Source organism: Paenibacillus sp. DCT19 (assembly GCF_003268635.1).
In the GTDB taxonomy this organism is placed as follows: Bacteria; Bacillota; Bacilli; order Paenibacillales; family Paenibacillaceae; genus Paenibacillus.
Window position 1 is genome coordinate 831,526 of sequence record NZ_CP029639.1, and the last position, 24,844, is coordinate 856,369.

At 45.9% G+C, this 24,844-nt stretch carries 16 protein-coding genes and 4 pseudogenes; 18 read left to right on the forward strand and 2 right to left on the reverse strand.

Going from position 1 to position 24,844, the window contains the following annotated elements; all coding sequences use genetic code 11:
* Positions 1-51 precede the first annotated feature (51 nt).
* From DMB88_RS03810 to DMB88_RS03875, 14 genes and pseudogenes are all read left to right on the forward strand, one after another.
* Entirely contained in the window at positions 52-930 is an 879-nt protein-coding gene (locus DMB88_RS03810; RefSeq protein ID WP_128100271.1) for a phosphoribosylaminoimidazolesuccinocarboxamide synthase, read from the forward strand.
* Positions 931-1,673: 743 nt separating this feature from the next.
* Positions 1,674-1,919 (forward strand): phosphoribosylformylglycinamidine synthase subunit PurS, encoded by a 246-nt coding sequence (gene purS, locus DMB88_RS03815; protein WP_090923368.1) that lies wholly within the window; start codon positions 1,674-1,676, stop codon positions 1,917-1,919.
* Positions 1,920-1,923: 4 nt separating this feature from the next.
* Complete coding sequence (gene purQ / locus DMB88_RS03820; protein ID WP_128100272.1) at positions 1,924-2,613, forward strand: phosphoribosylformylglycinamidine synthase subunit PurQ; 690 nt, start codon at positions 1,924-1,926, stop codon at positions 2,611-2,613.
* Positions 2,591-4,833: pseudogene (gene purL, locus DMB88_RS03825) on the forward strand (phosphoribosylformylglycinamidine synthase subunit PurL). The gene purQ and the pseudogene purL overlap by 23 nt, the downstream one beginning before the upstream one ends.
* A pseudogene (gene purF / locus DMB88_RS03830) lies at positions 4,818-6,295 on the forward strand (amidophosphoribosyltransferase). Before purL ends, purF begins: the two co-directional pseudogenes overlap by 16 nt.
* A 12-nt stretch (positions 6,296-6,307) precedes the next feature.
* A complete protein-coding gene (locus DMB88_RS03835; protein ID WP_128100273.1) occupies positions 6,308-6,745 on the forward strand; it encodes an immunity 26/phosphotriesterase HocA family protein in 438 nt (145 codons plus the stop codon).
* A gap of 243 nt (positions 6,746-6,988) precedes the next feature.
* A complete protein-coding gene (purM, locus tag DMB88_RS03840) occupies positions 6,989-8,029 on the forward strand; it encodes a phosphoribosylformylglycinamidine cyclo-ligase (protein WP_128100274.1) in 1,041 nt (346 codons plus the stop codon).
* On the forward strand, positions 8,029-8,646 hold the full coding sequence (gene purN / locus DMB88_RS03845; protein ID WP_128100275.1) for a phosphoribosylglycinamide formyltransferase: 618 nt from the start codon (positions 8,029-8,031) through the stop codon (positions 8,644-8,646). Before purM ends, purN begins: the two co-directional genes overlap by 1 nt.
* Positions 8,647-8,981: 335 nt before the next feature.
* Positions 8,982-10,529: a bifunctional phosphoribosylaminoimidazolecarboxamide formyltransferase/IMP cyclohydrolase gene (gene purH / locus DMB88_RS03850; RefSeq protein WP_128100276.1), complete on the forward strand. Its 1,548-nt coding sequence runs from the start codon at positions 8,982-8,984 to the stop codon at positions 10,527-10,529.
* 118 nt (positions 10,530-10,647) lie between these two features.
* Positions 10,648-11,912 (forward strand): annotated as a pseudogene (purD, locus tag DMB88_RS03855) (phosphoribosylamine--glycine ligase).
* A 710-nt stretch (positions 11,913-12,622) separates the two neighbouring features.
* Positions 12,623-13,962 (forward strand): annotated as a pseudogene (locus DMB88_RS03860) (hemolysin family protein).
* Positions 13,963-14,056: 94 nt separating this feature from the next.
* The gene (locus DMB88_RS03865) at positions 14,057-15,139 is read left to right on the forward strand and encodes a hemolysin family protein (RefSeq protein ID WP_128100277.1); all 1,083 of its coding nucleotides are present in this window, start codon (positions 14,057-14,059) and stop codon (positions 15,137-15,139) included.
* Positions 15,140-15,455: 316 nt separating this feature from the next.
* On the forward strand, positions 15,456-16,406 hold the full coding sequence (locus DMB88_RS03870) for a ring-cleaving dioxygenase (RefSeq protein ID WP_128100278.1): 951 nt from the start codon (positions 15,456-15,458) through the stop codon (positions 16,404-16,406).
* A gap of 8 nt (positions 16,407-16,414) precedes the next feature.
* Entirely contained in the window at positions 16,415-17,020 is a 606-nt protein-coding gene (locus DMB88_RS03875; RefSeq protein ID WP_128104296.1) for an alpha/beta hydrolase, read from the forward strand.
* A gap of 130 nt (positions 17,021-17,150) precedes the next feature.
* On the opposite strand, the gene DMB88_RS03880 is transcribed toward DMB88_RS03875, so the two are convergent.
* Positions 17,151-17,834 (reverse strand): stalk domain-containing protein, encoded by a 684-nt coding sequence (locus DMB88_RS03880; protein ID WP_128100279.1) that lies wholly within the window; start codon positions 17,832-17,834, stop codon positions 17,151-17,153.
* Between the two features lie 244 nt (positions 17,835-18,078).
* Between DMB88_RS03880 and DMB88_RS03885 the strand changes: the two genes are divergently transcribed.
* The 4 genes from DMB88_RS03885 to DMB88_RS03900 all read left to right on the forward strand — a co-directional run bounded on the left by DMB88_RS03885 (position 18,079) and on the right by DMB88_RS03900 (position 23,447).
* On the forward strand, positions 18,079-20,370 hold the full coding sequence (locus DMB88_RS03885; protein WP_128100280.1) for a beta-glucosidase family protein: 2,292 nt from the start codon (positions 18,079-18,081) through the stop codon (positions 20,368-20,370).
* Between the two features lie 234 nt (positions 20,371-20,604).
* Positions 20,605-21,453, forward strand: coding sequence for an alpha/beta fold hydrolase (locus DMB88_RS03890; protein WP_254438435.1), 849 nt, complete (start codon positions 20,605-20,607; stop codon positions 21,451-21,453).
* Between the two features lie 108 nt (positions 21,454-21,561).
* Positions 21,562-22,848 carry a threonine ammonia-lyase IlvA gene (gene ilvA / locus DMB88_RS03895; RefSeq protein ID WP_174715267.1) on the forward strand — a complete coding sequence of 429 codons (1,287 nt, stop codon included), beginning with the start codon at positions 21,562-21,564 and terminating at the stop codon, positions 22,846-22,848.
* Positions 22,849-22,892: 44 nt separating this feature from the next.
* Complete coding sequence (locus DMB88_RS03900) at positions 22,893-23,447, forward strand: GNAT family N-acetyltransferase (protein WP_254438436.1); 555 nt, start codon at positions 22,893-22,895, stop codon at positions 23,445-23,447.
* Positions 23,448-23,619: 172 nt separating this feature from the next.
* Here the strand turns inward: DMB88_RS03900 and DMB88_RS03905 are convergent, their stop codons facing one another.
* The gene (locus DMB88_RS03905) at positions 23,620-24,588 is read right to left on the reverse strand and encodes a hypothetical protein (RefSeq protein ID WP_128100282.1); all 969 of its coding nucleotides are present in this window, start codon (positions 24,586-24,588) and stop codon (positions 23,620-23,622) included.
* Positions 24,589-24,844 lie beyond the last annotated feature (256 nt).

Below are 24,844 nucleotides of genomic sequence, written 5' to 3' on the forward strand. Positions count from 1 at the left end.
ATATGGGGAATTCAACTTATTTTTATATCTCCTGAAAGAAGGTGAGCCAACATGGCGTTGTCCACTGCGGCGGATCTCGTTAAAGCTCCTTTGTTATATAAAGGAAAAGTACGTGAATTGTACGATCTGGGTGAACATTTTTTGATCGTAGTTACAGACCGAATTTCTGCCTTTGACTATGTGTTAGAACCTGCGGTTCCTGAAAAGGGCAATGTGCTCAATAAGCTTAGTAGTTACTGGTTTGAGCTGACGGGCGATATGATGGAAAATCACGTTGTTCATACGGATGTGAACCGGTTGGGAGACATTGTAACTGATCCTGAACTGCTCAAAGACCGCATCATGGTTACCCGCAAAGCGGAGCGTATTGATATCGAATGCGTCGTACGTGGATATATCACCGGGGGCGGCTGGAGACAATATGAGAATAGCGGTGAGGTCAACGGTATTACATTGCCAGAAGGACTTCGCAAAAACGCCAAGCTAGATTGTCCGATCTTCACACCAGCAGCCAAAAACGACGTTGGACATGACGAAGACATTCCAATGGATCGCATGAAGGAACTGGTTGGAGACGCGCTCGCCATCGAGCTTCAGGAAAAAAGCCTGCGCTTGTACGAATTCGCTCGTGATTACTGTGATCAGCGAGGTATCATCTTAGCAGATTGCAAGTTTGAATTCGGTATGGTGGATGGCAAAGTCATTCTGATTGACGAAATTTTTACGCCAGACGCTTCCCGCTTCTGGGCTAAAGAAAACTATGCGCTTGATATTGAAATCGACAGCATGGACAAAGAACCGGTTCGTACGTATCTTGCTGGTACGGATTGGGACAAAAACAGCCAGCCAGATCCATTGCCTGAGCAGGTTGTGGAGGCAACAACTGCAAGATACGTCGATATCTATAATCGTTTAACAAGTAGTGTTTGAGGCAAGCTCCTGGAAAGTTTGGGTAAGGTGACGTTTGGTGCGAGCTACGGGAAAGTTTGGCTTTCGATCGCTGTTGCCCCCGGAATGCTTGGATTGGAATCCTTTTTTCAAAAGGAAGCATTCCGGTTGCAAAGGCGAACGCTTTCGCTTCTCCAGCTCAAATCTTTCCCTCCGCCAGTCTCAAACTGGTGAAGGATGACGTTTGGTGCAAGCTATGGGAAAGTTTGGCTTTCGATCGCTGTTGCCCCCGGAATGCTTGGATTGGAATCCTTTTTTCAAAAGGAAGCATTCCGGTTGCAAAGGCGAACGCTTTCGCTTCTCCAGCTCAAATCTTTCCTTCCGCCAGTCCCAAACTGGGGGGAGGTAGTATTAAATAGGTTTCCTCAGATATGGAAACCTATAAAGGTGAAGACATTCAATTTATGTTACACATGTATCCTTGTTAACCAAAGCCAACGTAGTGGTTAAGATCTCAACCACTACTAACCGTGCAACGTAAAAGGTTTAGGCCTTTAAAAAAGCGCCGTAGGATCAGGCGGAGGGGCGGAATTGTTCGTAAAGGAGCGAAGCGTTCGCCTTTGTCCCCGGGTTTTGACCGCAGAGCGGGCTAAACAAATCAGAAAACCTGGGGACAACAGCGACCTGCAGAACAATCCGCCCCGGAGCCACCACCTAAGGCTAACTATTTTTTTAACAGCATAAAGCATTTATCCCGTTCATTACTGAGGAGGAACATAAGGATCATGATTAAAGCAACCGTATATGTCACTATTAAGCAAAGCGTACTCGACCCGCAAGGCGTAGCAGTTCAAGGAGCCCTACATTCGATGGGATTCAATGAAGTTGAAAGTGTACGGATCGGTAAAGTCATGGAACTGAACCTGGATACGACAGATCGTGTAGAAGCGGAGAAACGATTGAAAGTGATGTGTGAGAAGCTGCTCGCGAACACCGTTGTTGAAGATTACCGCTACGAATTGGAGGGTTAATCTCATGAAATTTGCAGTTCTTGTGTTCCCTGGCTCCAACTGCGACATCGACTGTTACAAGGCAGTAGAAGACGCGATTGGACAAGAGGTTGATTATGTATGGCACACGGCTACAGATCTATCGGCTTATGATTGCATTCTGGTTCCAGGTGGTTTCTCGTATGGTGACTACCTGCGTTGCGGCGCCATTTCCCGTTTCGCACCTGTAATGAACGAGGTAGCCAAAGCTGCTGAACAAGGTAAATATGTTCTGGGCATTTGTAACGGATTCCAGATCCTGACTGAAGCTGGTTTGCTTCCAGGTGCGTTGATCCGTAACACATCCCTGAAATTCCGTTGTCATGATACCGTATTGAAAGTAGTCAATGCAGATACACCATTTACACGTGACTATACGCAAGATGAAGAGATTATTATTCCGATTGCACACGGTGAAGGAAACTATTATTGCGATGATGCAACACTTGCAAGCTTGCAAGCGAACAACCAAATCGTATTTACGTATGGTAGCAATCCGAATGGTTCCCTTGGTGATATCGCGGGAATCAGCAATATCGGTGGAAACGTGGTCGGCATGATGCCGCATCCAGAGCGCGCAGTAGATTCATTGCTCGGCTCAGAAGACGGCAAACGTATGTTTACATCTATTTTGAAAGCATGGAGGGATAAGCATGACGCAGCAGCTATCCGCTAAGGAACCGACAGCAGAACAGGTCGCAGAACATAAACTTTACGCCCAAATGGGTGTGTCGGACAGTGAATATGAGCTGATCTGTGAATTCATGGGACGCCAGCCAAACTACACAGAGATTGGTGTCTTCAGTGTAATGTGGTCTGAACACTGTGCATACAAAAATTCCAAACCACTCTTGCGTCGCTTCCCAACAAGTGGCCCGCGTGTCCTGATGGGACCGGGTGAAGGTGCGGGTATCGTCGATATCGGTGATAACCAAGCCGTTGTTTTCAAAATTGAAAGCCATAACCACCCTTCCGCAGTTGAGCCTTACCAAGGCGCGGCGACAGGTGTAGGCGGCATTATCCGTGATATTTTCTCCATGGGTGCTAGACCTGTTGCATTGCTGAACTCTCTACGTTTCGGCAAGCTGGAGAGCGATCGCGTTAAATATCTGTTCGAGCATGTTGTAGCAGGTATTGCTGGATATGGTAACTGTATCGGTATTCCTACCGTTGCGGGTGAAGTGATGTTTGACGAGAGCTACGAAGGTAACCCACTGGTTAACGCCATGTGTGTGGGTCTGATTGATCATGATAAAATTCAGCGCGGTGTAGCTAAAGGTGTAGGTAACCCGGTGTATTATGTTGGGCCGCCAACAGGCCGTGATGGTATTCACGGTGCAACCTTTGCTTCGGTTGAATTGACAGAAGAGTCTGAATCTCAACGGACAGCCGTTCAAGTCGGTGATCCATTCATGGAGAAGCTGGTTATGGAATCCTGTCTGGAATTGATCGACACAGGCATCGTGCTGGGTATTCAGGATATGGGTGCAGCAGGTCTGACGTGCTCCAGTGCGGAGATGGCAAGTAAAGCAGGTAACGGTCTAGAGCTGTATCTGGATCAGGTGCCACAGCGTGAAGAAGGCATGACCCTTACGAAATGATGCTTTCTGAGTCTCAGGAGCGGATGCTGTTCGTGGTTGAGCCGAAGGATGAAGCACAGGCGCTGGAAATCTTTGAACGCTGGGGCGTAATTTGTGCCAAGGTTGGTAAAGTTACGGATGATGGTCGTCTGAAACTGATCCACCATGGCGAAGTGGTTGGCGATATGCCAGTAACGGCACTGGTTGACGAATGTCCTGTATATGACAAGCCATCTTCTGTACCTGCGTACTATGAAGCGAGTGCTTCCATCGACACGCTTCGTTACGACGAAGTGTCGGATCTTGGTGGCGCATTGAAACAAGTACTGGCTTCACCAACGGTGGCTAGTAAGAAGTGGGTATACGATCAATACGATTACATGGTGCGTACAAGCACAGCCGTTCGTCCAGGTTCGGATGCAGCGGTGGTGACAATTCGCGGAACGCGCAAAGGTCTGGCGATGACAACGGATTGTAACGGACGTTATGTATATCTTGATCCAGAAGTGGGCGGAAGAATTGCGGTGAGTGAAGCTGCGCGTAACATTGTATGTTCTGGTGCAGAGCCACTTGCAATTACGGACAACCTGAACTTCGGTAACCCGGAGAAACCAGATATTTTCTGGCAGATGGAAAAAGCAGTCGACGGTATGGCGGAAGCTTGTCGCGTATTGGATACACCAGTCATCGGCGGTAACGTAAGTTTGTACAATGAAAACGCCAAAGGCTCCATCTATCCAACGCCAGTTGTCGGTATGGTAGGTCTCGTTCATGATACGGATCATATTACGACACAAGCCTTCAAATCCGAAGGAGATGTCATCATCCTTCTCGGTGACACGAAAGCTGAACTGGGCGGCAGCGAGCTGCAATACGCCGTTCATGGTCAGACAGAAGGCCGTCCGCCAGAGTTGAACTTGCAGACGGAAAAAGCGTTGCTTAGCACCGTGCTCGAAGCGATTCAATCTGGACTTGTTCGTTCAGCACATGACTTGTCTGAGGGTGGTCTAGCGGTTGCTTTGGCTGAGTCTTGCATCAGCGGTAACGTAGGTGCACAAGTGAACGTGGAAACTACACTTCGCGGTGATCATGCACTCTTCAGTGAAAGCCAATCCCGTATTTTGCTATCGGCTTCGCCGGAGCAAGCAGGTAAGCTTGAAGCGTTTGTTCGTGAACGCGGTGTGCCTGTAGCTGTGATTGGACGTGTAGAAGGAAGTAATCTTACGATTGAATTGAACGGAAGATCAGCTGTGAACGAACCCGTAGGAGGTTTGACTCAGGTCTGGGAGGATGCGATTCCATGTCTCATGAACTGATGACAGGGCCGTTGTGGACAGGTGATTACTATAATGAAGGGTCCGGTAAGGAAGGACTCGACAAATTAAAGGAAGAATGCGGCGTTTTCGGGTGTTCAGACACCCTGAAGCCGCTTCGTTATCCTATTATGGTCTGCATGCTTTGCAGCATCGGGGCGAAGAAAGTGCGGGAATGTGTGTAAGTGATGGTAATCAGTTTAACTACCATCGCGGGATGGGACTCGTGAAGGAAGTATTCACGAAGGATCTGATGCAGACACTAACTGGTGATATTTCTATCGGGCACGTTCGGTATTCAACGAGCGGCGACAGCAAGCTGACTAATGCACAGCCATTGGTATTCAAATACCGTGACGGTGATCTGGCTGTTGCGACCAATGGTAATATCGTTAATGCACCGACGATCCGCCGTGAATTGGAACAGAGCGGTTCAATCTTCCAGACGACAAGTGATACAGAAGTCATTGCCCATCTGATTGCCCGTTCTTCCAAAGGTCTGGTGGAAGCGGCGAAGGATGCATTTCAGCGGATCGTGGGTGGCTATGCGTTCTTGATTATGACGAACGACAAGTTGCTCGTTGCTTCTGATCCTCATGGTCTGCGTCCATTGACAATGGGTAAGCTCGGGGACGCATATCTATTTGCTTCTGAGACATGTGCGCTCGAAACAATCGGTGCTGAACTGATTCGTGATATTGAACCAGGTGAACTGCTTGTCCTGGATGCCGATGGACTGCATGAAGATCGGTTTGATCATCATAAACACCGCAAAGCGTTGTGTGCGATGGAATATATTTATTTTGCTCGTCCGGACAGTGACATGAATGGTGCGAACCAACATGCTGCCCGTAAACGGATGGGAAGCCGTATGGCGATTGAGGCATTTGTAGATGCGGACTTGGTTACGGGGGTACCAGATTCCAGTATCTCGGCAGCGATTGGATACGCTGAACAGACGGGGATTCCGTATGAGATGGGTATGATCAAAAATAAATATACAGGTCGCACATTTATCCAACCGAGCCAAGAGCTACGGGAGCAAGGTGTGAAGATGAAACTGAGCGCCGTGCGCCGTGTAGTTGAAGGCAAACGTGTAGTTATGATCGACGACTCTATCGTGCGTGGTACGACATCCCGCCGGATCGTGAATATGCTGCGTGACGCGGGAGCTACGGAAGTACATGTGCGGATTACATCGCCGCCGTTCAAAAATCCTTGCTTCTATGGGATCGATACACCGGATAGCCGCGAACTGATCGCTTCATCATTGTCTGTGGAAGAGATATGCCGTGAGATCAATGCGGACTCTCTGGCGTTCCTTAGCCCGGATGGGTTGATTACATCCATTCAAGGAGATAATCAGGATGACTACAAGGGCGGGCTATGCCTTGCATGCTTCGATAATGATTATCCAACTCGTCTCGACTTTAATGGCGAAGAAAAATTCGGATGTAGTTGTTAGGAGATTAGGCTTATGGGAAGAAAAAGCTATAATGAGGGCGATATTTTTCTGATTCCGATGCATGATGGGCGTTTGGCTGTATGTCAGGTCGTAAATGCATTGAGAGGACGCTTCAAAAAGGCATTTTCATTCGGCGTGATGAGCATTCAGCATGACGAAACCGTAAGCTTCGAGGATCGCGAATTCCTTGTCTATCCTTACATGCAGCGAAAGAACAGCGTGGTCTTCACATCACCGGCACATCTCAAAGATGGAACATGGAGAATCATCGATAACATCCCATTAACGCCAGAGAAGAAAGAACTGCAAGTATTTCAATGTGCGGGGCATTTGTACGCTGGAGATGAGTATATCCGCAATCTCTCGCCCACAGAATACAGTCAGTATATTACGCTCGGCGTGGCAGGGTTTGAGTTGGTACAGAACCATTTATTAGAGATGAAACAGTAATATATTAGTTCAACTAAACTTTTTACACGAGAACGGAGAGGACAGAAATAACCTGAAGAAGCGAAGCGTTCGCCTTTATCTCCGGATTTTCCCTTTGAAGAAGGGAATCAAAAAAATCTGGAGATAACAGCGATCGGAGGTTATTCTGTCATCGAAGTGGCAAGTGTAAATATTCATTAGTTGAACTTATATAAATACGATACTTGGAATGAAATATAGAACCAGATGAAGGGTGCGATGGTAGTGTCAGAAGCATACAAAAACGCCGGCGTCGATATCGCGGCAGGCAACGAAGCGGTAGAACGGATGAAAAAGCATGTAAAACGTACCTTCCGTCCGGAAGTCATGACAGACCTGGGTGGATTCGGTGCCCTGTTCGGCTTGAACAAGGATAAATACGATGAGCCGGTACTTGTTTCCGGTACAGACGGTGTAGGAACGAAGCTGAAAATCGCGTTTGCTATGGATCGCCACGATACGATTGGAATTGACGCGGTAGCCATGTGTGTGAATGATATTGTCGTACAGGGCGCAGAGCCATTGTTTTTCCTCGACTATCTGGCATGCGACAAAGTCATTCCGGAGAAGATTGAAGCCATTGTTGCGGGAATCGCAGAAGGTTGTCATCAGTCCGGTTGTGCGCTGATTGGTGGCGAAACAGCTGAAATGCCAGGTATGTATAGTGAAGGTGAGTACGATATTGCCGGATTTACCGTTGGTATTGTAGATAAAGCCAAAATCATTAACGGTACAACCATCGCTCCTGGCGATACGGTAATTGGACTTGCATCCAGTGGTGTACACAGCAACGGCTTCTCCTTGGTACGTAAGCTGCTGTTGGAGCAAGCCGGACTGAGTCTGCAGGACGAAGTGCAGGAACTCGGTGGTAAACTGGGCGATGCGCTGTTAGAGCCTACGAAGATTTATGTGAAGCCATTGTTGTCCTTGCTGGAGAACGTAAAGGTAAAAGGTATGGCTCATATCACGGGTGGTGGATTCATTGAGAATATTCCTCGGATGTTGCCTAGCAACGTAAATGTGGATATTGACCACGGCTCATGGCCAATCCTGCCGATCTTCAACCTGTTACAAGAGAAAGGCAATGTCTCTAACCGTGATATGTTCACAACATTTAACATGGGGATCGGTCTTGTGCTGGTTGTTAATGAAGCTGATGCCGCGGAAGCTCTGCAACAACTGAAATCATCTGGTGAAGAAGCGTACATCATTGGCCGTGTTACCGAAGGAGATGCGCGAGTAACCTTCACAGGAGCGGATGTTTAATGACGAATTACCGGATTGCTGTATTTGCCTCGGGTGAAGGGAGTAACTTTCAGTCATTGGTTGATGCAGTGCGGAACGGGGGGCTGAATGCATCCGTTGAGTTGTTGGTATGTGACAAACCTGCTGCACGTGTCGTGCAGCGGGCACAGGATGCTGGCGTGGATTGCCATCTCTTCACTCCGAAGAATTACGAGTCACGAGAAGCCTACGAGAAAGAGATCGTTGAATTGTTAGAAGCGAAAAATATAGATCTGGTTGTTCTTGCCGGATATATGCGTTTGCTCACTTCAGTCGTGGTGGAACGATATGCAGGACGATTAATTAATATCCATCCCTCACTTCTTCCAGCGTTCCCTGGCAAAGATGCTGTCGGACAGGCATTAGAGTATGGTGTGAAGATTACAGGTGTGACCGTTCATTTTGTGGATGGAGGTATGGATACAGGGCCTATTATTGCCCAGCATCCAGTACCGGTTTTGCTCGGGGATACAGCGGAAACTATCAGCAAATCCATTCATGCTGCTGAACAGCAGTTATACCCTGAAGTGGTATCCTGGTTCGCTCAAGGTCTGATCCAATTAAACGGACGCCATGTCACCGTTAACAAACCGGTTTGATATAAGTTGCTTCTTTTTACACGTTAACGGAAAGGACAGAAAAAAACCTGGAAAAGCGAAGCGCTCGCCTAAAAGCTTTCTGCAATAAAGCTACATCGGAAGCATACGCTTATCACCGGATTTTTTCCTTGAGAAAAGGGAATCAAAAAAATCTGGGGATAACCGCTACTCTCCAGGTTGTTCTGTCATCGGAGTGTTCCGTGTAAACACCATGGTTCAACATATATAACAGAAGTCGAATATTGGTACGCATTTTGTGATATTTCTCGGGAAATAAATCGGCTGTGTTTCGTCATGAAACGCGAAGCTATGGGACATTAAAGGAGGAGCATATTGTGAGTATCAAAAGAGCGCTGGTCAGCGTATCAGATAAAACAGGCATCGTGGACTTTTGCCGCGAGCTGTCGCAAATGGGTGTAGAGATTATTTCGACAGGGGGCACAAGCAGCCTATTGTCGAAGGAAGGCGTACCTGTTATCGGAATCTCGGATGTAACTGGATTCCCGGAAATTATGGACGGACGTGTCAAAACATTGCATCCTGCAGTTCATAGTGGATTGCTTGCTGTTCGTGACAACGAAGAGCATACACGTCAGATGGAAGAACTCGGCTTAGGCTACATCGATTTGGTTGTTGTTAATCTGTATCCATTCCAGGAGACGATTGCAAAACCGGATGTGGCGTATGAAGATGCCATCGAGAACATCGACATTGGTGGTCCAACCATGCTCCGCTCGGCAGCTAAAAACCATGCTTTTGTCAGTGTTGTTGTAGATGCTGCTGACTACAGCCAAGTGCTGGAGGAAGTACGTAACAGTGGTGATACTACGCTGGAAACACGCAAACGGCTTGCGGCAAAAGTTTTCCGTCATACGGCGGCTTATGATGCACTTATCTCTGATTACTTGTCTAATGTGAATGGTGATCCACTGCCAGAGCGTTTGACTGTTACTTACGAAAAGCTCCAGGATTTGCGTTATGGCGAAAATCCACATCAACAGGCGGCATTCTACCGCAAACCGCTCGCTGCTCAGGATACATTAACGACAGCGGAGCAATTGCATGGTAAAGAATTGTCCTACAACAACATCAATGATGCCAACGCAGCATTGCAGATCGTAAAAGAATTCGAAGAGCCTGCTGTAGTGGCAGTAAAACATATGAATCCTTGCGGTGTAGGTGTCGGCGAGAGCATCTATGAAGCTTATAGCAAAGCATATGCAGCAGATCCAACCTCGATTTTTGGCGGAATTGTTGCAGCTAACCGCATTATCGATAGTGATACCGCGGCTAAATTGAGTGAGATTTTCCTTGAGATCGTCCTGGCTCCTGATTTCACACAAGAGGCGCTTGAGATCTTGACGAAGAAGAAAAACATTCGTTTGCTCAAAACGGGTGAATTGAGTGCAGCTCGCAATCGTGAGAGCCAATTCGTGGTGACATCCATCGATGGCGGTATGATTGTACAACAATCGGATGTACACTCCATTGAAGCTAGTGAATTGAACGTGGTGACAGATCGTGCACCTTCCGAAGAAGAGCTGAAACAACTGCTGTTTGGCTGGAAAGTGGTTAAACATGTGAAGTCCAACGCGATTGTACTCGCAGCAAATGACATGACTGTAGGTGTTGGCGCTGGACAGATGAATCGTGTTGGTGCAGCCAAAATTGCGATTGAGCAGGCTGGAGAGCAAGCTAAGGGAGCAATCTTGGCATCCGATGCTTTCTTCCCAATGGGAGATACGCTTGAATTGGCTGCCAAAGCAGGCATTACGGCCGTGATTCAACCTGGTGGTTCGATTAAGGACGAAGAGTCGATCAAAGTAGCAAACGAGTATGGCATTGCTATGGTATTCACAGGCGTTCGTCACTTCAAACACTAAGATTAAACGGTAATACCAACAACGATGAACAAGCGAATCCGCTTGTTCATCCTCGTTTTGGGAGAAGAATTGAATTATTTATATTAACGAACATCATTCATGAGGGGGAAACGAAGTGATGGATATTCTGGTAGTTGGCGGCGGCGGCCGTGAGCATGCGATCATCTGGGCATTGGCGAAGAGCCCAAAGGTAGATAAAATTCACTGTGCTCCGGGAAATGCAGGTATTGCACAGCTAGCCGAATGTCACCCAATCGGGGTGCATGAATTCGATAAACTAACCGCGCTGGCTGTCGAGCTAAAGGTTGGTCTGGTTGTCATTGGACCAGATGACCCACTGGCAGATGGTATTGTTGATGCATTTGATGACACACGTATTCCAGTGTTTGGCCCACGTCGGAATGCTGCCGAGATTGAGGGTAGCAAAACATTTATGAAGGATCTGCTTCATAAATACAACATTCCAACTGCAGCCTACGAGAAGTTCGATAATTATGAACAAGCACAAGCTTATCTGAATGCACAATCCATTCCTGTGGTGATCAAAGCGGATGGACTTGCGGCAGGTAAAGGGGTAACTGTAGCTTATTCACGGGAAGAAGCAGATCAGGCTCTGCGCAGCATTATGGTGGACAAGGTATTTGGAGAAGCTGGTGCCAAGGTCATTATTGAAGAATTCCTTGCCGGCCAGGAAATGTCCATCCTCGCCTTTGTTGATGGTGAGACGGTTCGTCCAATGGCTGCTGCTCAGGATCATAAGCCTGTATTCGATAACGATCAGGGTCCAAATACGGGGGCATGGGTACATACTCACCATTGCCACACATTGATCCTTCTATTATTGAAGAAGCGGTCGAGACCATTATCAAACCAACCGCGAAAGCGATGGTATCTGAAGGACGTCCATTCCAAGGTGTTCTGTTTGCTGGGCTGATGATCTCTCCTGACGGTAAACCTAAAACGATTGAGTTCAATGCTCGTTTTGGTGATCCAGAGACACAGGTTGTGTTGCCTCGTCTGAAATCAGATTTGTTCGACATTTTCTGGGCAACGGTTCATGGCAAGCTTGCTGAAATCGAGATTGATTGGAGCGATGAAGCCGCTGTATGTGTCGTTCTCGCTTCAGGTGGTTATCCAGGTCCATATGCCAAAGGTGTACGCATTGAAGGACTGGACGAAGCCAAGGATGCTATTGTGTTCCATGCGGGCACAGCACGTAATGAATCAGGTGAATGGGTAACGAATGGTGGACGAATCTTGGGTGTTGTTGGTCTGGGTGAAGACATTAGCGAAGCGAGAGAACAAGCATACGCGCAAGCGGAGCTTATTCGTTTTGAGGGTAAACATCAACGGTCGGATATAGCAGCCAAAGCATTAGTCTAATAGAACCTAATAGAACAAGGAATATTAAAGGCTCGTGGGAAATACGCTGATAGCAAAGTGTATGCATCCTGCGAGCCTTTTGTTGCGTATACTGATTATATGAATTCGCAGAGAAGTTTTAGTTATATCCCAGAAGTGCACGAATGAATATTCATTCACGCGACTTAATTAGTACAAATAGATGGTGTTTAGGGAATAAATACGTAGGGTAGTAATTGTATAAATAAACAATTAGATGGATGGATCTTCATACATATAGACTATTCTGTGAACAATACATATGGCTAAGTACTCCAAACCATAACGTGCAACTGGATGGTTGGGAGCGGAACGTGGTATACTTTTCTGAAACAGGAATGAACAAGAAGGGAGGTGGATATCTATTGGGAAGGCGATATTGTAAACTGTCCAAATGGAGAATTAAGGTGGAGTAAATCGGGGAAACAGTTAACAGCATGAGGGGTAACCCTGTTTGGATTGAGAAGGTTTCTAGCATGATTGCTGCATCCTTAGTTCCTGTTTTAACAACTTACAAAGCCAAGGTTGACCTATGTAAGTTCATCATTTATCGATTTTATATACGTTTTACGCTTCAAGTTGAGTTGGAAGTAAACAATGTTCACAACGATCAGCCGTTATGGAATTAACAAGGTTAATGGATAACGCTGTAACTATTTCTGGAGGTGAATCCCTGAGAATCGGGGAAATCATTGGACATAATTACCATTATTAATTTAGCATTACTAGTTATCTTGATTGTATTAACCGCATTCTTCGTTGCATCCGAGTTCGCAGTTGTTAAGATTCGTACGTCACGAGTAGATCAACTGATCTTGGAAGGAAATAAGAAGGCTGTTCTTGCGAAAAAAGTCGTATCCGATTTGGATTATTATCTATCGGCCTGTCAGCTTGGTATTACCGTTACGGCTCTGGGACTTGGTGCCTTGGGTAAACCTACTGTGGAGAGACTATTATATCCGGTATTCGAATATCTGAGCGTATCGCCTGCCGTATCGTCGGTTGCCTCATATGCAATCGCCTTTATTTTAGTCACATTCCTTCACGTCGTGGTTGGTGAAATGGCACCCAAAACACTCGCAATTCAATTTTCGGAAAGATTGACGTTGCTGCTCTCACCACCGCTGTATTGGTTCGGTAAGATTATGTATCCTTTCATCTGGGCGCTAAACGGTACATCTCGTGTGATCCTTCGCGGATTCGGCGTGAAGCCAGCGGGTCACGAACAGGCTTATTCGGAAGATGAGATCAAGATAATTATGAGTCAGAGCTATGAGGGCGACGAGACGAATCGAACTAAGCTTTCTTATATGGAAAATGTCTTTGTGTTCGATGAGCGCGTAGCTAAAGATATTATGGTACCGAGAACAGAATTGGTTACACTGGATCAGGAGATGGTCTACGATGAGATCATTCCGATTCTAGATGAACACAACTACTCGCGTTATCCTGTCGTCGAAGAGGGCGATAAAGACCGTATTGTTGGTATGGTCAACGTGAAGAAGATTTTGCCTGACATGGTTACTCGCAGGGAATATCAACTCTCGCATTTTGTTCGTGAAATTCCTTTCGTTTCGGAAATTACCCGTATTCAGGATGCGATGATCAAGATGCAGCAAGAACGAGTGCATATGGCTGTAGTCGTGGATGAATATGGGGGACATCGGGAATCCTGACGATGGAGGATATTCTAGAGGAGCTCGTTGGTGAAATTCGTGACGAATTCGATGCCGATGAAGTCGCAGATATCCAAGAGACGGGTGAGAACCAGTACCTCATTAACGGTCGTGTCCTATTAGACGAACTGGAGAGACAGTTTGGCTTGAATTTTGATGGTAATGAAGAGATGGATACCGTTGCAGGCTGGATTCAGTTCCAAAAGGGAGTTCGCGTTGACAACGGAGATACCGTTGAGCACGGTGACTATGTCTGGACGGTCGTTGAAACCGATAATTATCAGATCAAGCAGGTACTACTGGAGCGTACTAACGGGGCAGAAGTTGAGGTTCCGACCAGCAGTGTATCTGATTAAGGCCATTTTAAAGTGAAGTGAATGCTTGAATGATGGAGTTCAACACATGAAATATAATTTACTTGGAGGTGAATCCCTCATCTGAGGGAAATCATTGGACGGAATAATAGCCTTGAATTTATTTTTGGTCGCGGTATTTATCGGACTAACTGCATTCTTCGTAGGAGCCGAATTTGCAATTCTTAAAGTCCGAATGTCTCGAATAGATCAATTGATCTCTGAGGGAAATAAGAAAGCAGTACTTGCTAAGAAGGTTGCACACGATCTGGATTACTACCTCTCTGCCTGTCAGTTGGGGATTACGATTACAGCTCTCGTGTTAGGGGCATTAGGTGAACCTACCGTAGAGAAAATGTTGCATCCGTTGTTTGACCGCTTAGAAGTACCAGCGGCTTTATCTACTGTGTTATCTTATGGTATTGCGCTTGCCATCATTACGTTCTTGCACGTAGTTATTGGTGAGTTGGCACCTAAGACGCTTGCGATTCAATTTGCTGAGCGCATGACTCTGTTGTTAGCACCACCTTTGTACTGGTTCGGTAAGATCATGAACCCGTTCATCTACGCACTTAATGGTGCTGCTCGTCTTCTGCTTGGTATCTTTGGAGTTAAACCAGCAGGGCACGATACTGTTCACTCCGAGGAGGAGTTGAAGCTCATCGTGGCTCAGAGTTATGAGAGCGGAGAGATTAATCAGACTGAGCTCGACTATCTGAAAAATATCTTTGCTTTTGATGAACGTCTCCTACAAGAGATTATGATTCGTAGAGAAAAAATCGTTACGCTGGAAAAGGAAATGCCTATTGATCGCATGATTGAAGTTCTGAACCAGCATGAATATACACGTTATCCTGTTGTCGCAGGTGGAGATCAATCTCATTTTATCGGATTCATTAATACCAAAGAGATGCTGACAAGTGTGGCAGCAGGGCGAGAGTTCAACATGAACACCTTTGTTCATGACATGCCTAAATTCTCTGAGAAATCCCCGATTAAGGATGTTCTTATTCAGATGCAACAGAGTCGCGTTCATATTGCTGCCGTGCATAATGAGCAAGGCGAAACGGTCGGTATGGTCACGATGGAGGACATTCTGGAAGAAATCGTTGGCGATATCAAAGACGAATATGAACACAAGGATCTCGTGAATCCACCGAAAAGACTGAAATTGGTATAACCGAAATTCAAGATTTAACTTTTTAGAACGGGTTATCCCGTAATGAAGAAATAGGGTAAGCTAAGGCAGATTTCCGATTGAATCGGGAATCTGTCTTTTTATTTTGGATAAATTATATTGAAGAAGATGGACAACTAGCCCGAAGGATAGATATATAAAGCAATAAATCTTAAATTTAAAATAAATGCTTGCAATTTGAATGGGGATGAATTAATATAAATTTAAAGAATCTTAAATTAAAGATAAAAAACAACGAGAATAAATAACAACTTCAAAATTAAATGCTCAACCAACTAAAATTAAGGGAGTGGATGTTATGTTCAGAACTTCAGGAATTCACCATGTTACCGCTTTTGTAGACGATGCACAGAAAAATGTTGATTTTTACGCCGGTGTACTGGCTTTGAGATTGGTGAAAAAAACAATTAACTTCGATGCACCAGATGTGTATCATCTGTATTACGGGAATGAAGGCGGAGCGCCTGGAACAATTATCACGTTCTTCCCACAGCAAAATGCAAGAAGAGGCGTGATCGGTTCAGGTCAAACGGGGGTAACGGTCTACGCAATTCCGGTAGGCAGCTTGCCTTTCTGGAAAGAACGCCTTGCTTCATTTGATATTCCTTTTGAAAATAAAACACGGTTTGGCGAGCAGTACATTCGTTTCTTCGATAAAGGTGGTCTGCTGCTTGAACTGGTTGAACGTGAAGAAGGTCAGCCTAGCCAGTGGACATTTAATGGTGTTACACCAGAGCACGCGATCAAAGGGTTTGGGGGCGCTGTATTATTCAGCCATGTACCTGAAAAAACGATTCATGTGCTGGAAACGATGCTTGGTCTGGAGCAAGTAGGAGAAGAGGATGGAATCATCCGTCTACGTGCCACAGGGGACATTGGTCAACTCATTGACATTCAATCGACAGGCATCCAGCGGGGCATTGGTGGAGCCGGAACGGTACATCATATTGCTTGGCGTGCCAAAGACTACACCGAGCATGAACAAGTACAGAAAGATCTGGAGCAAGCAGGCTATTATCCAACACCGATCATTGACCGTCAATATTTCAACGCCGTGTATTTCAGAGAGCCGGGAGGTATACTGTTGGAGCTTGCTACTGATCCTCCAGGATTTGCACGGGACGAACCACAGGAGAGCATGGGCGAGAAATTAATGTTGCCTGAATGGTACGAACCACAACGTGAACAGATTGAACAGATGTTGCCACCAATTCAAGTACGGGAATGGAAAGGAGATGCAAAATCATGACACATACAATGAAACATATCTATAAAGCAGGCTCACAGCCTGATGCACCGACATTGCTCTTGCTTCACGGTACAGGAGGCACGGAAAATGATCTGATTGGTCTGGCTGAGATGATCGCACCTGGAGCTGGTATTCTGGGAGTACGTGGAAATGTATCTGAAAACGGTATGCCTCGCTTCTTCCGCCGTTTAGCAGAAGGTGTATTTGATGAACCAGATCTGATCGCACGGACGGCAGAGCTTGGCGCGTTTATTGATGCAGCTGCTGTGGAGTATGGCTTTGACCGCTCTAATGTCATTGCCCTTGGTTACTCGAATGGAGCCAATATTGCTGCAAGCCTAATCTTCCATCAGGCAGATGTGTTCAAAGGAGCCATTCTACATCATCCTATGGTGCCACTACGTGGACTTGAGCTGCCTACTCTGAAAGGCTTGCCTGTATACATTGGAGCAGGAGAGAATGATCCCATCGTGCCTAAACGGGAAACCGAAGAGCTGGCGAGCTTGCTAAGCGAAGCTGGGGCTACCGTGCACATGCACTGGGAGCGTCAGGGACATCAGCTTACACGTACCGAGGCAGAAGCTGCGGCAGCATGGTTTGCGTCTCAGGTATGAGCCTGAACGTAATTTCGGCAAAATCTGCTCCTTTCGGAGTTGTAAGGCACAACCTAGAAGAAATACGAAAAAACAACGTTACTTATCGTGACGTTGTTTTTTCGTATTAGAACTTTATTATATTTTGTAATTAATTTAAATTTCCGGTAACAAAAATGGAACTATCCGTACCAGTGACTTTTAACGTATCCGCTTCTACAGTTAGCTTTTTGGCTGCTCCAATATCAAAAGAAGCTGTTTGGAGTTTATCTGAGGTACCAATAATAATTTCCTTGAGTAGTACATCTCCATCTAAAATTCTAACACTGATATCTGCTTTTACATCTACGGGAAATACGGAAACTTCAAGTGTTTGATATTTTCCTTCAGTATAGATCGTGAAGTCTTTATCAGCAGTATTAATCTCTTTCAAAACTACTCCTGAAATATAATCTTTGCCTTGTTGAACTGTAAATTGTTTATCTTTTGTGATATAAGAGGTGATACCTGGCTCAATCTTCTCGGAGGTAATTGGCGTCGAATCTAATTTCTCACCAAGCATGAGAGTCTGACTAGTTCCGTTATAATCTACAGCCACCCCAAGAGCTTCGCCTACGGATCGAACAGGCAGATATGTCGTATTGTTATATGTAATTGCAGCTAATTTCTTACCATTCTGATCTACTGGGCTCCATGATTTACCTGAAATGGTATAGTTGATACCCCAATTCAGATTGGCTGTAATTTTCTCCAAGATTGGTGCGGCCCCAGCCCCAATAGCCATTCCTCCTAGAAGGGTAAAGCTTGATAGAGCAATAATTAATTTCTTCTTCACATTTTTTTCCTCCTAAAGTAAATATATGATCTGATAGTAATTATATTACTTCAGATATGGTGTGACAACATTTTTTATAGTCTTAAAGTAATGTGTTTATAGTTATATAGTTATAAAGACCTAAATAATTAAATTAGAGATAACCGTTATGTAAACGTTGCGAATGGGGTAAACATTTGAAAGTGCATAACGAAAGGATGTATCCTTTATCTAATAGAACAGATCATGAACTGGAGGGGTTATTGTGGAACGAAACATCAAAGAATTGGTTCAGCGGATGACTTTGGAAGAAAAAGCGGGCATGTGCTCAGGTCTCGATTTCTGGCATCTAAAAGGGGTGGAGCGTCTCGGTATCCCGTCCATCATGGTAACGGACGGTCCCCACGGGTTACGTAAGCAGGATTCCAGTGCTGATCATCTGGGTCTGTTGGCGAGTGTACCTGCAACGTGTTTTCCATCTGCTGCAGGGCTGGCAAGTTCATGGGACACCGAGCTAGCGCGTCAGGTCGGGGTTGCGCTTGGGGAAGAGTGTCAGGCGGAGGACGTAGCGGTGCTGCTTGGCCCAGGTGTTAACATTAAACGTTCACCGTTGGGTGGGCGTAACTTCGAATATTTTTCCGAGGATCCCTTGTTGTCCACACGTATGGCCGCGGGTCATATTAAAGGAGTACAGAGTCAGGGTGTAGGTACATCGTTGAAACATTTTGCTGTGAACAATCAGGAAGAGCGACGTATGTCGATTAATGCTGTTGTTGATGAACGAACGTTACGTGAGATTTATCTTGCGAGCTTCGAGGGTGCGGTGAAGGATGCTCAGCCGTGGACGGTGATGAACTCTTATAACAAGGTCAATGGAACCTATGCGGGTGAGAACGAATGGCTGCTTACGGATATTCTCAAAGACGAATGGGGTCATGAAGGCATTGTTGTGTCAGACTGGGGTGCTGTGAATGAACGTGCGGATGCATTGGCGGCAGGAATGGAACTGGAGATGCCAGCAAGCGGCGGAATTGGCGAACGCAAGGTCATTGATGCTGTAGAGAAAGGTGAACTGTCTCTGGAGAAACTGGATCGAGCCGTGGAGCGATTGCTCACATTGATCTTCAAAGCGGTTGATCATAAGAAGGAAAATGCAACATATGACAAAGATGAACACCATCAGCTTGCGCGCAAGGTAGCTTCGGAGAGTATGGTTTTACTCAAAAATGAGGAGAGCATCTTACCACTCCAACGTGAAGGTTCTGTTGCGCTTATCGGTGCCTTTGCACGTAAACCACGCTTTCAGGGCGGTGGCAGCTCTCATATTAATCCAACCCAAGTGGATGATATTGTGGATGAGATGACCCGTGTGGCGGGTGAAGAAGTGAGGCTCACCTACGCACCAGGGTACCGAATTGAAGCAGATGATGTGGATGAGTCATTGATGGCTGATGCGATCCAGACAGCTCAGGCGGCGGATACAGCAATTGTGTTCGTAGGACTGCCAGACCGCTATGAATCAGAAGGATATGATCGTTCACATCTGCGCTTGCCTGACAACCATATCCGTCTAATCGAAGAGGTGGCTAAGGTACAACCACGTGTCATTGTCGTTCTAAGCAACGGGTCGCCTGTGGAAATGCCGTGGTTGCCGAAGGTGCAAGCTGTGCTTGAAGCATATCTGGGTGGTCAAGCTGTTGGTGGTGCCATTGCTGATCTATTGTACGGTGAGGTGAACCCATCGGGTAAACTGGCAGAGACCTTCCCTGCGCAGCTCAGTCATAATCCGTCTTATCTTAATTTTCCGGGTGAAGGTGATCGGGTCGATTACCGCGAAGGGATTTTTGTGGGATATCGATATTATGACACGAAACAGATTGATCCCTTATTCCCATTCGGATACGGTCTGAGTTATACAACGTTTGAATATGCTGATCTCACGGTAAATCGCACAGAACTGACGGATCAGGATGAGGTTCAGGTAAGTGTTCGTGTAACCAACACGGGGGACAGAGCTGGTAAAGAAATCGTACAGCTCTACATCCATGATGTAGAGAGCACGGTTATTCGTCCAGCTAAGGAGTTGAAGGCATTCACTAAAATCCATCTGGAACCAGGTCAATCGGAGGTCATTGGCTTCACCTTGGATAAGCGTTCGTTTGCTTATTATAATGTGGATATGAAGGATTGGCATGTAGAGACGGGAGAATTCGAGATTCAGGTGGGAAGTTCTTCACGGGACATTCATTTACAAACACGAGTGACTGTAGAATCCACGGCGACCTTTATCCCAACGTATACACGTAATAGTACACTTGGTGATATTCAGCGCGACCCTGCCAATAAGAAGCTGCTGGAGCAGGCGTTGAAGCAATTCCAGGAAGTAAGTGGCTTTGGTGGCGATGATGCTGGAGACCATGCAGATATGATGGATGCCATGATGAAATATATGCCGCTACGTGCTCTCGTTGCCTTTAGTGGCGGGGCTATGAGCGAAGAGAACATGAACGAGTTGTTGGAGAAGCTGAACAACAAGGATCATGGCATTCGCGCATAATCGTTGTTGTGGCAGCATAATACCCACGGATGAGTGGATATATTATAAGTTCGAACCCGATCCAATGATGGATCGGGTTTTCTTTCTTTTTATAGTAGAGAGCTAGATCATGTAGATAGGCGAAGAGAGATGTACTATGCTTGTCGTAAAGTGAAGAATATTTTATAATTAACTGATAATCATTTTCAATTAGATTCGGTACAGATAGACTACGAAGATAAACAGGAGGGAAATATGGATCAACGTCCTAGCTTACATACATTTGGTTCAAGTGCTTATATTCAGACCCGTGATGGACGGAAGCTGCATTATATGTCCAAGGGATCAGGCGAACTGACAGTGGTATTTGAATCCGGTATGGGGCTCTCCAGATCTACCTGGGGCTTGGTTGTACCAGCAATTGCCGAGCATGCACGCACAGTCGTATATGACAGAGCAGGGGCGGGACGAAGTGAAGTCGATTCTGCTTCGCGCAGTCTGAACCGAATGGCAGAAGATCTGGGAGATCTGCTGTCTGCACTGGGGTCAGGCCCGTTCATTCTTGTTGGACATAGCTGGGGAGGCCCGATTGTACGGACTGCGGCGGCTACTAATATATCCCAACTAGGAGGGATTGTACTCGTTGACCCATCAGATGAACATTGCGAGTTGTACTTCTCCAGCCTAGCTAAAAAAGGCTTTGCCTTGAATGGCTTCCTCATTCCCATCATGGCACATACGGGCTTATATCGCTTGCTCGGAAGTAAGGCTGGAAAAGTTCAGCCTGATGATGTTGTGGCGGATCATCTCCAAGAAGATTTTACTGTGCAGGCAGCCAAAACGATGCTTGCTGAAGGCAAACCGTTTCTGGATGATATGACAGCATTGCTGAAGCAACCCCCAGTTCTGGGTGATCTTGAGGTTAGCGTGATCTCAGGTACTAAAGCAGGCAAGGGAGAGGGAAAGATTAGACCTGCCCTCATTGCGGCGCATCGTCAGACTGTGAGTAAACTAACCAATGCAAGATGGATTGGCGCAGATCAATCCGGTCATCTGGTTATGTATACAGACCCCAGGTCATTATTGATGAAATTGTACGAATGATAAATAATGTGAGCTCAGGCGCAACAATAGAGCAAAAGTGATACAATAATAAAAAAAGAGAGCAGTGCCAGAGCATTGCAGCCAATATAAGTGGAGTGTGGAGATCAGATGAAACCAGTTGAACCAACGGGTACCATGAGTCCCGGACATGTCGGTGTTGGCATGGAAGATATCGTACGCGCACATCATGTGCTGCGTGAAGTCATTGTACGGACACCTCTACAGCGGGATGCTGTATTGTCGGCCAAATATAATTGTAATGTGTATTTAAAAAGAGAAGACCTTCAAGTCGTACGTTCCTTTAAAATTCGGGGCGCTTATAATATGATTCGCAGCCTTACTCCGGCAGAGATGGAGAAAGGTATTGTCTGTGCAAGTGCAGGAAACCATGCGCAAGGTGTGGCTTTCTCATGTAATGCACTTGGAATCCACGGCAAAATCTTCATGCCGAGCACGACACCGAATCAAAAGGTAAAGCAGGTACGTCGTTTTGGAGGCAGCAATGTTGAAGTGGTGCTGATTGGAGACACGTATGACGATGCATATGCTGAAGCGATGCGTGCATGTGATGAACAAGGGATGACGTTCATTCATCCGTTCGACCAGCCGAAGATTATTGCAGGCAATGGAACAGTGGCGATGGAAATTATGGAGAGCCTTGATGAAAATGCCGATTATGTATTCGTAACGATTGGCGGAGGCGGCCTGGCTGCTGGCGTTGGAACATATATGAAGACAGTAAGTCCAGAAACGCGCATTATCGGTGTTGAACCGCTTGGTGCAGCTTCGATGAGTGAAGCGATGTTCCGCAAACAAGTGGTTACACTGGATGACATTGATAAATTTGTGGATGGTGCAGCCGTTAAACGGGTCGGTGATCTGACCTACAATATCTGTAGTGGAACGCTCGACGATATTGTGAAGGTTCCGGAAGGTAAGGCTTGTACAACCATCCTGGAGCTATACAATGAAAATGCAATTGTTGTTGAACCTGCCGGCTCACTGGCGGTTGCTGCACTGGATCAGTACCGTGAGCAGATCGCAGGAAAGACTGTAGTTTGTGTCATTAGCGGCGGCAATAACGATATTGACCGCATGCAAGAGATCAAAGAGCGTTCCCTGATCTATGAAGGACTGAAGTATTACTTCATGGTTAATTTTCCGCAACGTGCAGGAGCTCTGCGTGAATTCTTGGAAGAAGTTCTTGGTCCGGATGATGATATCACGCGGTTTGAATATACGAAGAAGCATGACAAAGAAAATGGGCCAGCACTGGTGGGAATCGAACTGTTACACAAGGAAGATTACCAGCCATTGATTGAACGGATGAATCGCAAAGGCATTGCCTACACGGAACTAAACAAAAATCTTAATCTGTTCAACATGTTGATCTGATGAATGATTCCAACATGTCGATAAATACTGGAGAGTCCCGTTCTGTGATCCGACCAGCACGTAAAGAGGATGTGGATCAGGTCATTCCGTTACTGTACCAAGCCATTGGTGACATTGCTTATGCCTTGGCAGGTGAAGGCGAGCATGAAGAAGCAATGCTTATTCTGCAACAGTTCTTCGTGCAAGAGGATAATCGGATCAGCTATCGTAACGTGACGGTCATGGAGCAAAATGAAGTCGTGGCAGGGATTCTAGTGGCATATGACGGCAGCGAAGCAGACCTGCTGGATGAGCCGATTCAGAATCGACCTGGACGTAGCCAGGATGAGAAGTTTGCTTTAGTCAAAGAGACACGTCCGGGTGAGTATTATCTGGATACATTGTCCGTAAGTGAGGCCTATCAGGGGCAGGGGATCGGGCGAGCGCTGATGGCTGCTTTTGAAGAGAAGGGTCGCTCCCTTGGTCATAAGCAAGTATCCCTAATCGTCGAGCGAGATAATGGTCGTGCCTTGATGCTGTATGAACGACAGGGTTACGTCAAGGATGATGTGCTTGTTATTGCAGGTCATGAGTACAGCCATATGGTTAAGCCAGTATAGTAGTCAGATGAATTGAAGAGCGAATGACAATGAAACAGAAATTTAATCTAGTTATCATTAAACTAGACTGGATTAAACCCTAATTAATTCAAATGGATTAAAACCGCGATAGGTCAAAGCCTGTCGCGGTTTCTTTGTGTTTTTATTAAGTTTTTCTCAAATGGAGCAGCATTTAGCGACTAGAGTCGTCTGTTAGTGGAACATTGATGTCCAGCCAGGCTTCAACAGCCGTCGTTTTTTCGTATTTTGCTTCGCTCACCACATCCATGAAGGAGGCGAGCTTATCGAGAAAAGGACTATCTACAGTCGCCAGTCGCTGGATGACAGCGGTGTACCCTTTCTGTGCGTTCGGCATCATTTTATTCGTCTCGTAATCAAATAACGGTGTATTATTCAACCCGTAGAAGGTGTACATCGTGTAGCTATCAAGCAGGTTTTGCACTTGCTTCACCCGATTTGATGTTGGATATAGCTCCAGAAATCGCTCTTGATTGATTGCTCGAAGCAATATTTCCTGATACCCGATGAGCAGTCCACCGTCTTCTGCTGGGATCTTCTTGGTTTCTGTAGCCATTATATTCATATAGCTCGAAATGTCAGGCTTTAGATTGGTGTTATATTTCTGGAAAGCAGAATAGTTCATGATGGGATAAAGAGAACCCTCAATCATGACGAGTTTGTAGCCACTATCGCGTGCTTCTTTTAACAGGCTCTGTAGACTGCTATCCTGAGTACGCTTCATTAATCCCGTGAAAGTATCATTCCATTGATAAATCTTCATTATCTTGGCCTGCACATTCGGAACCAGCATGCGGTCTGTCATGGCAGTTAATGATTTTAACCGAGCATTCTCTAATTGCAACACCATCAAGGTTAGATGATGAGATGTGACTTGTGTGATTCGGTTCGATAGATAGGCGTCCGCAGCGATTAAGCCGTTCTTTTGTTTGAGCTTGGATTGAAATGTTGTATAGATTGCCTTAGAACTATTGGTGGTTACCTTGCTTTCGGTATTGGATGCAGTGGCGGTTGCGACTCCTGCTGTGCCTGCCACTCCAGATTGAAGCAGTAGTGCAAGTGCAGTTGCTGTCATGATGATGCGGAGTCTGTTACGTTTGGCTGATGGGTACGAAGGTGTCATCTGTGTAAACCTCCCGTAGATTAGAAAAGTGTGAGTAGATCGTAATCCTATAATTCCTTTGTTCTTACAGTAAACGATTTGAATCGAGATGTTGTTTCGGAATAGTGACAAAAAGTTCTGTTATTTTTAACCTTTGACAGGTAGAAGGTGGAAGGGCATTTCTGTAAAAATATATTTTGGATGGATGGAAACATTTTCACATGTCCAAACGTCATAGATGTACACAGGAAATTACAGGAATTCATTGTGATGAAAT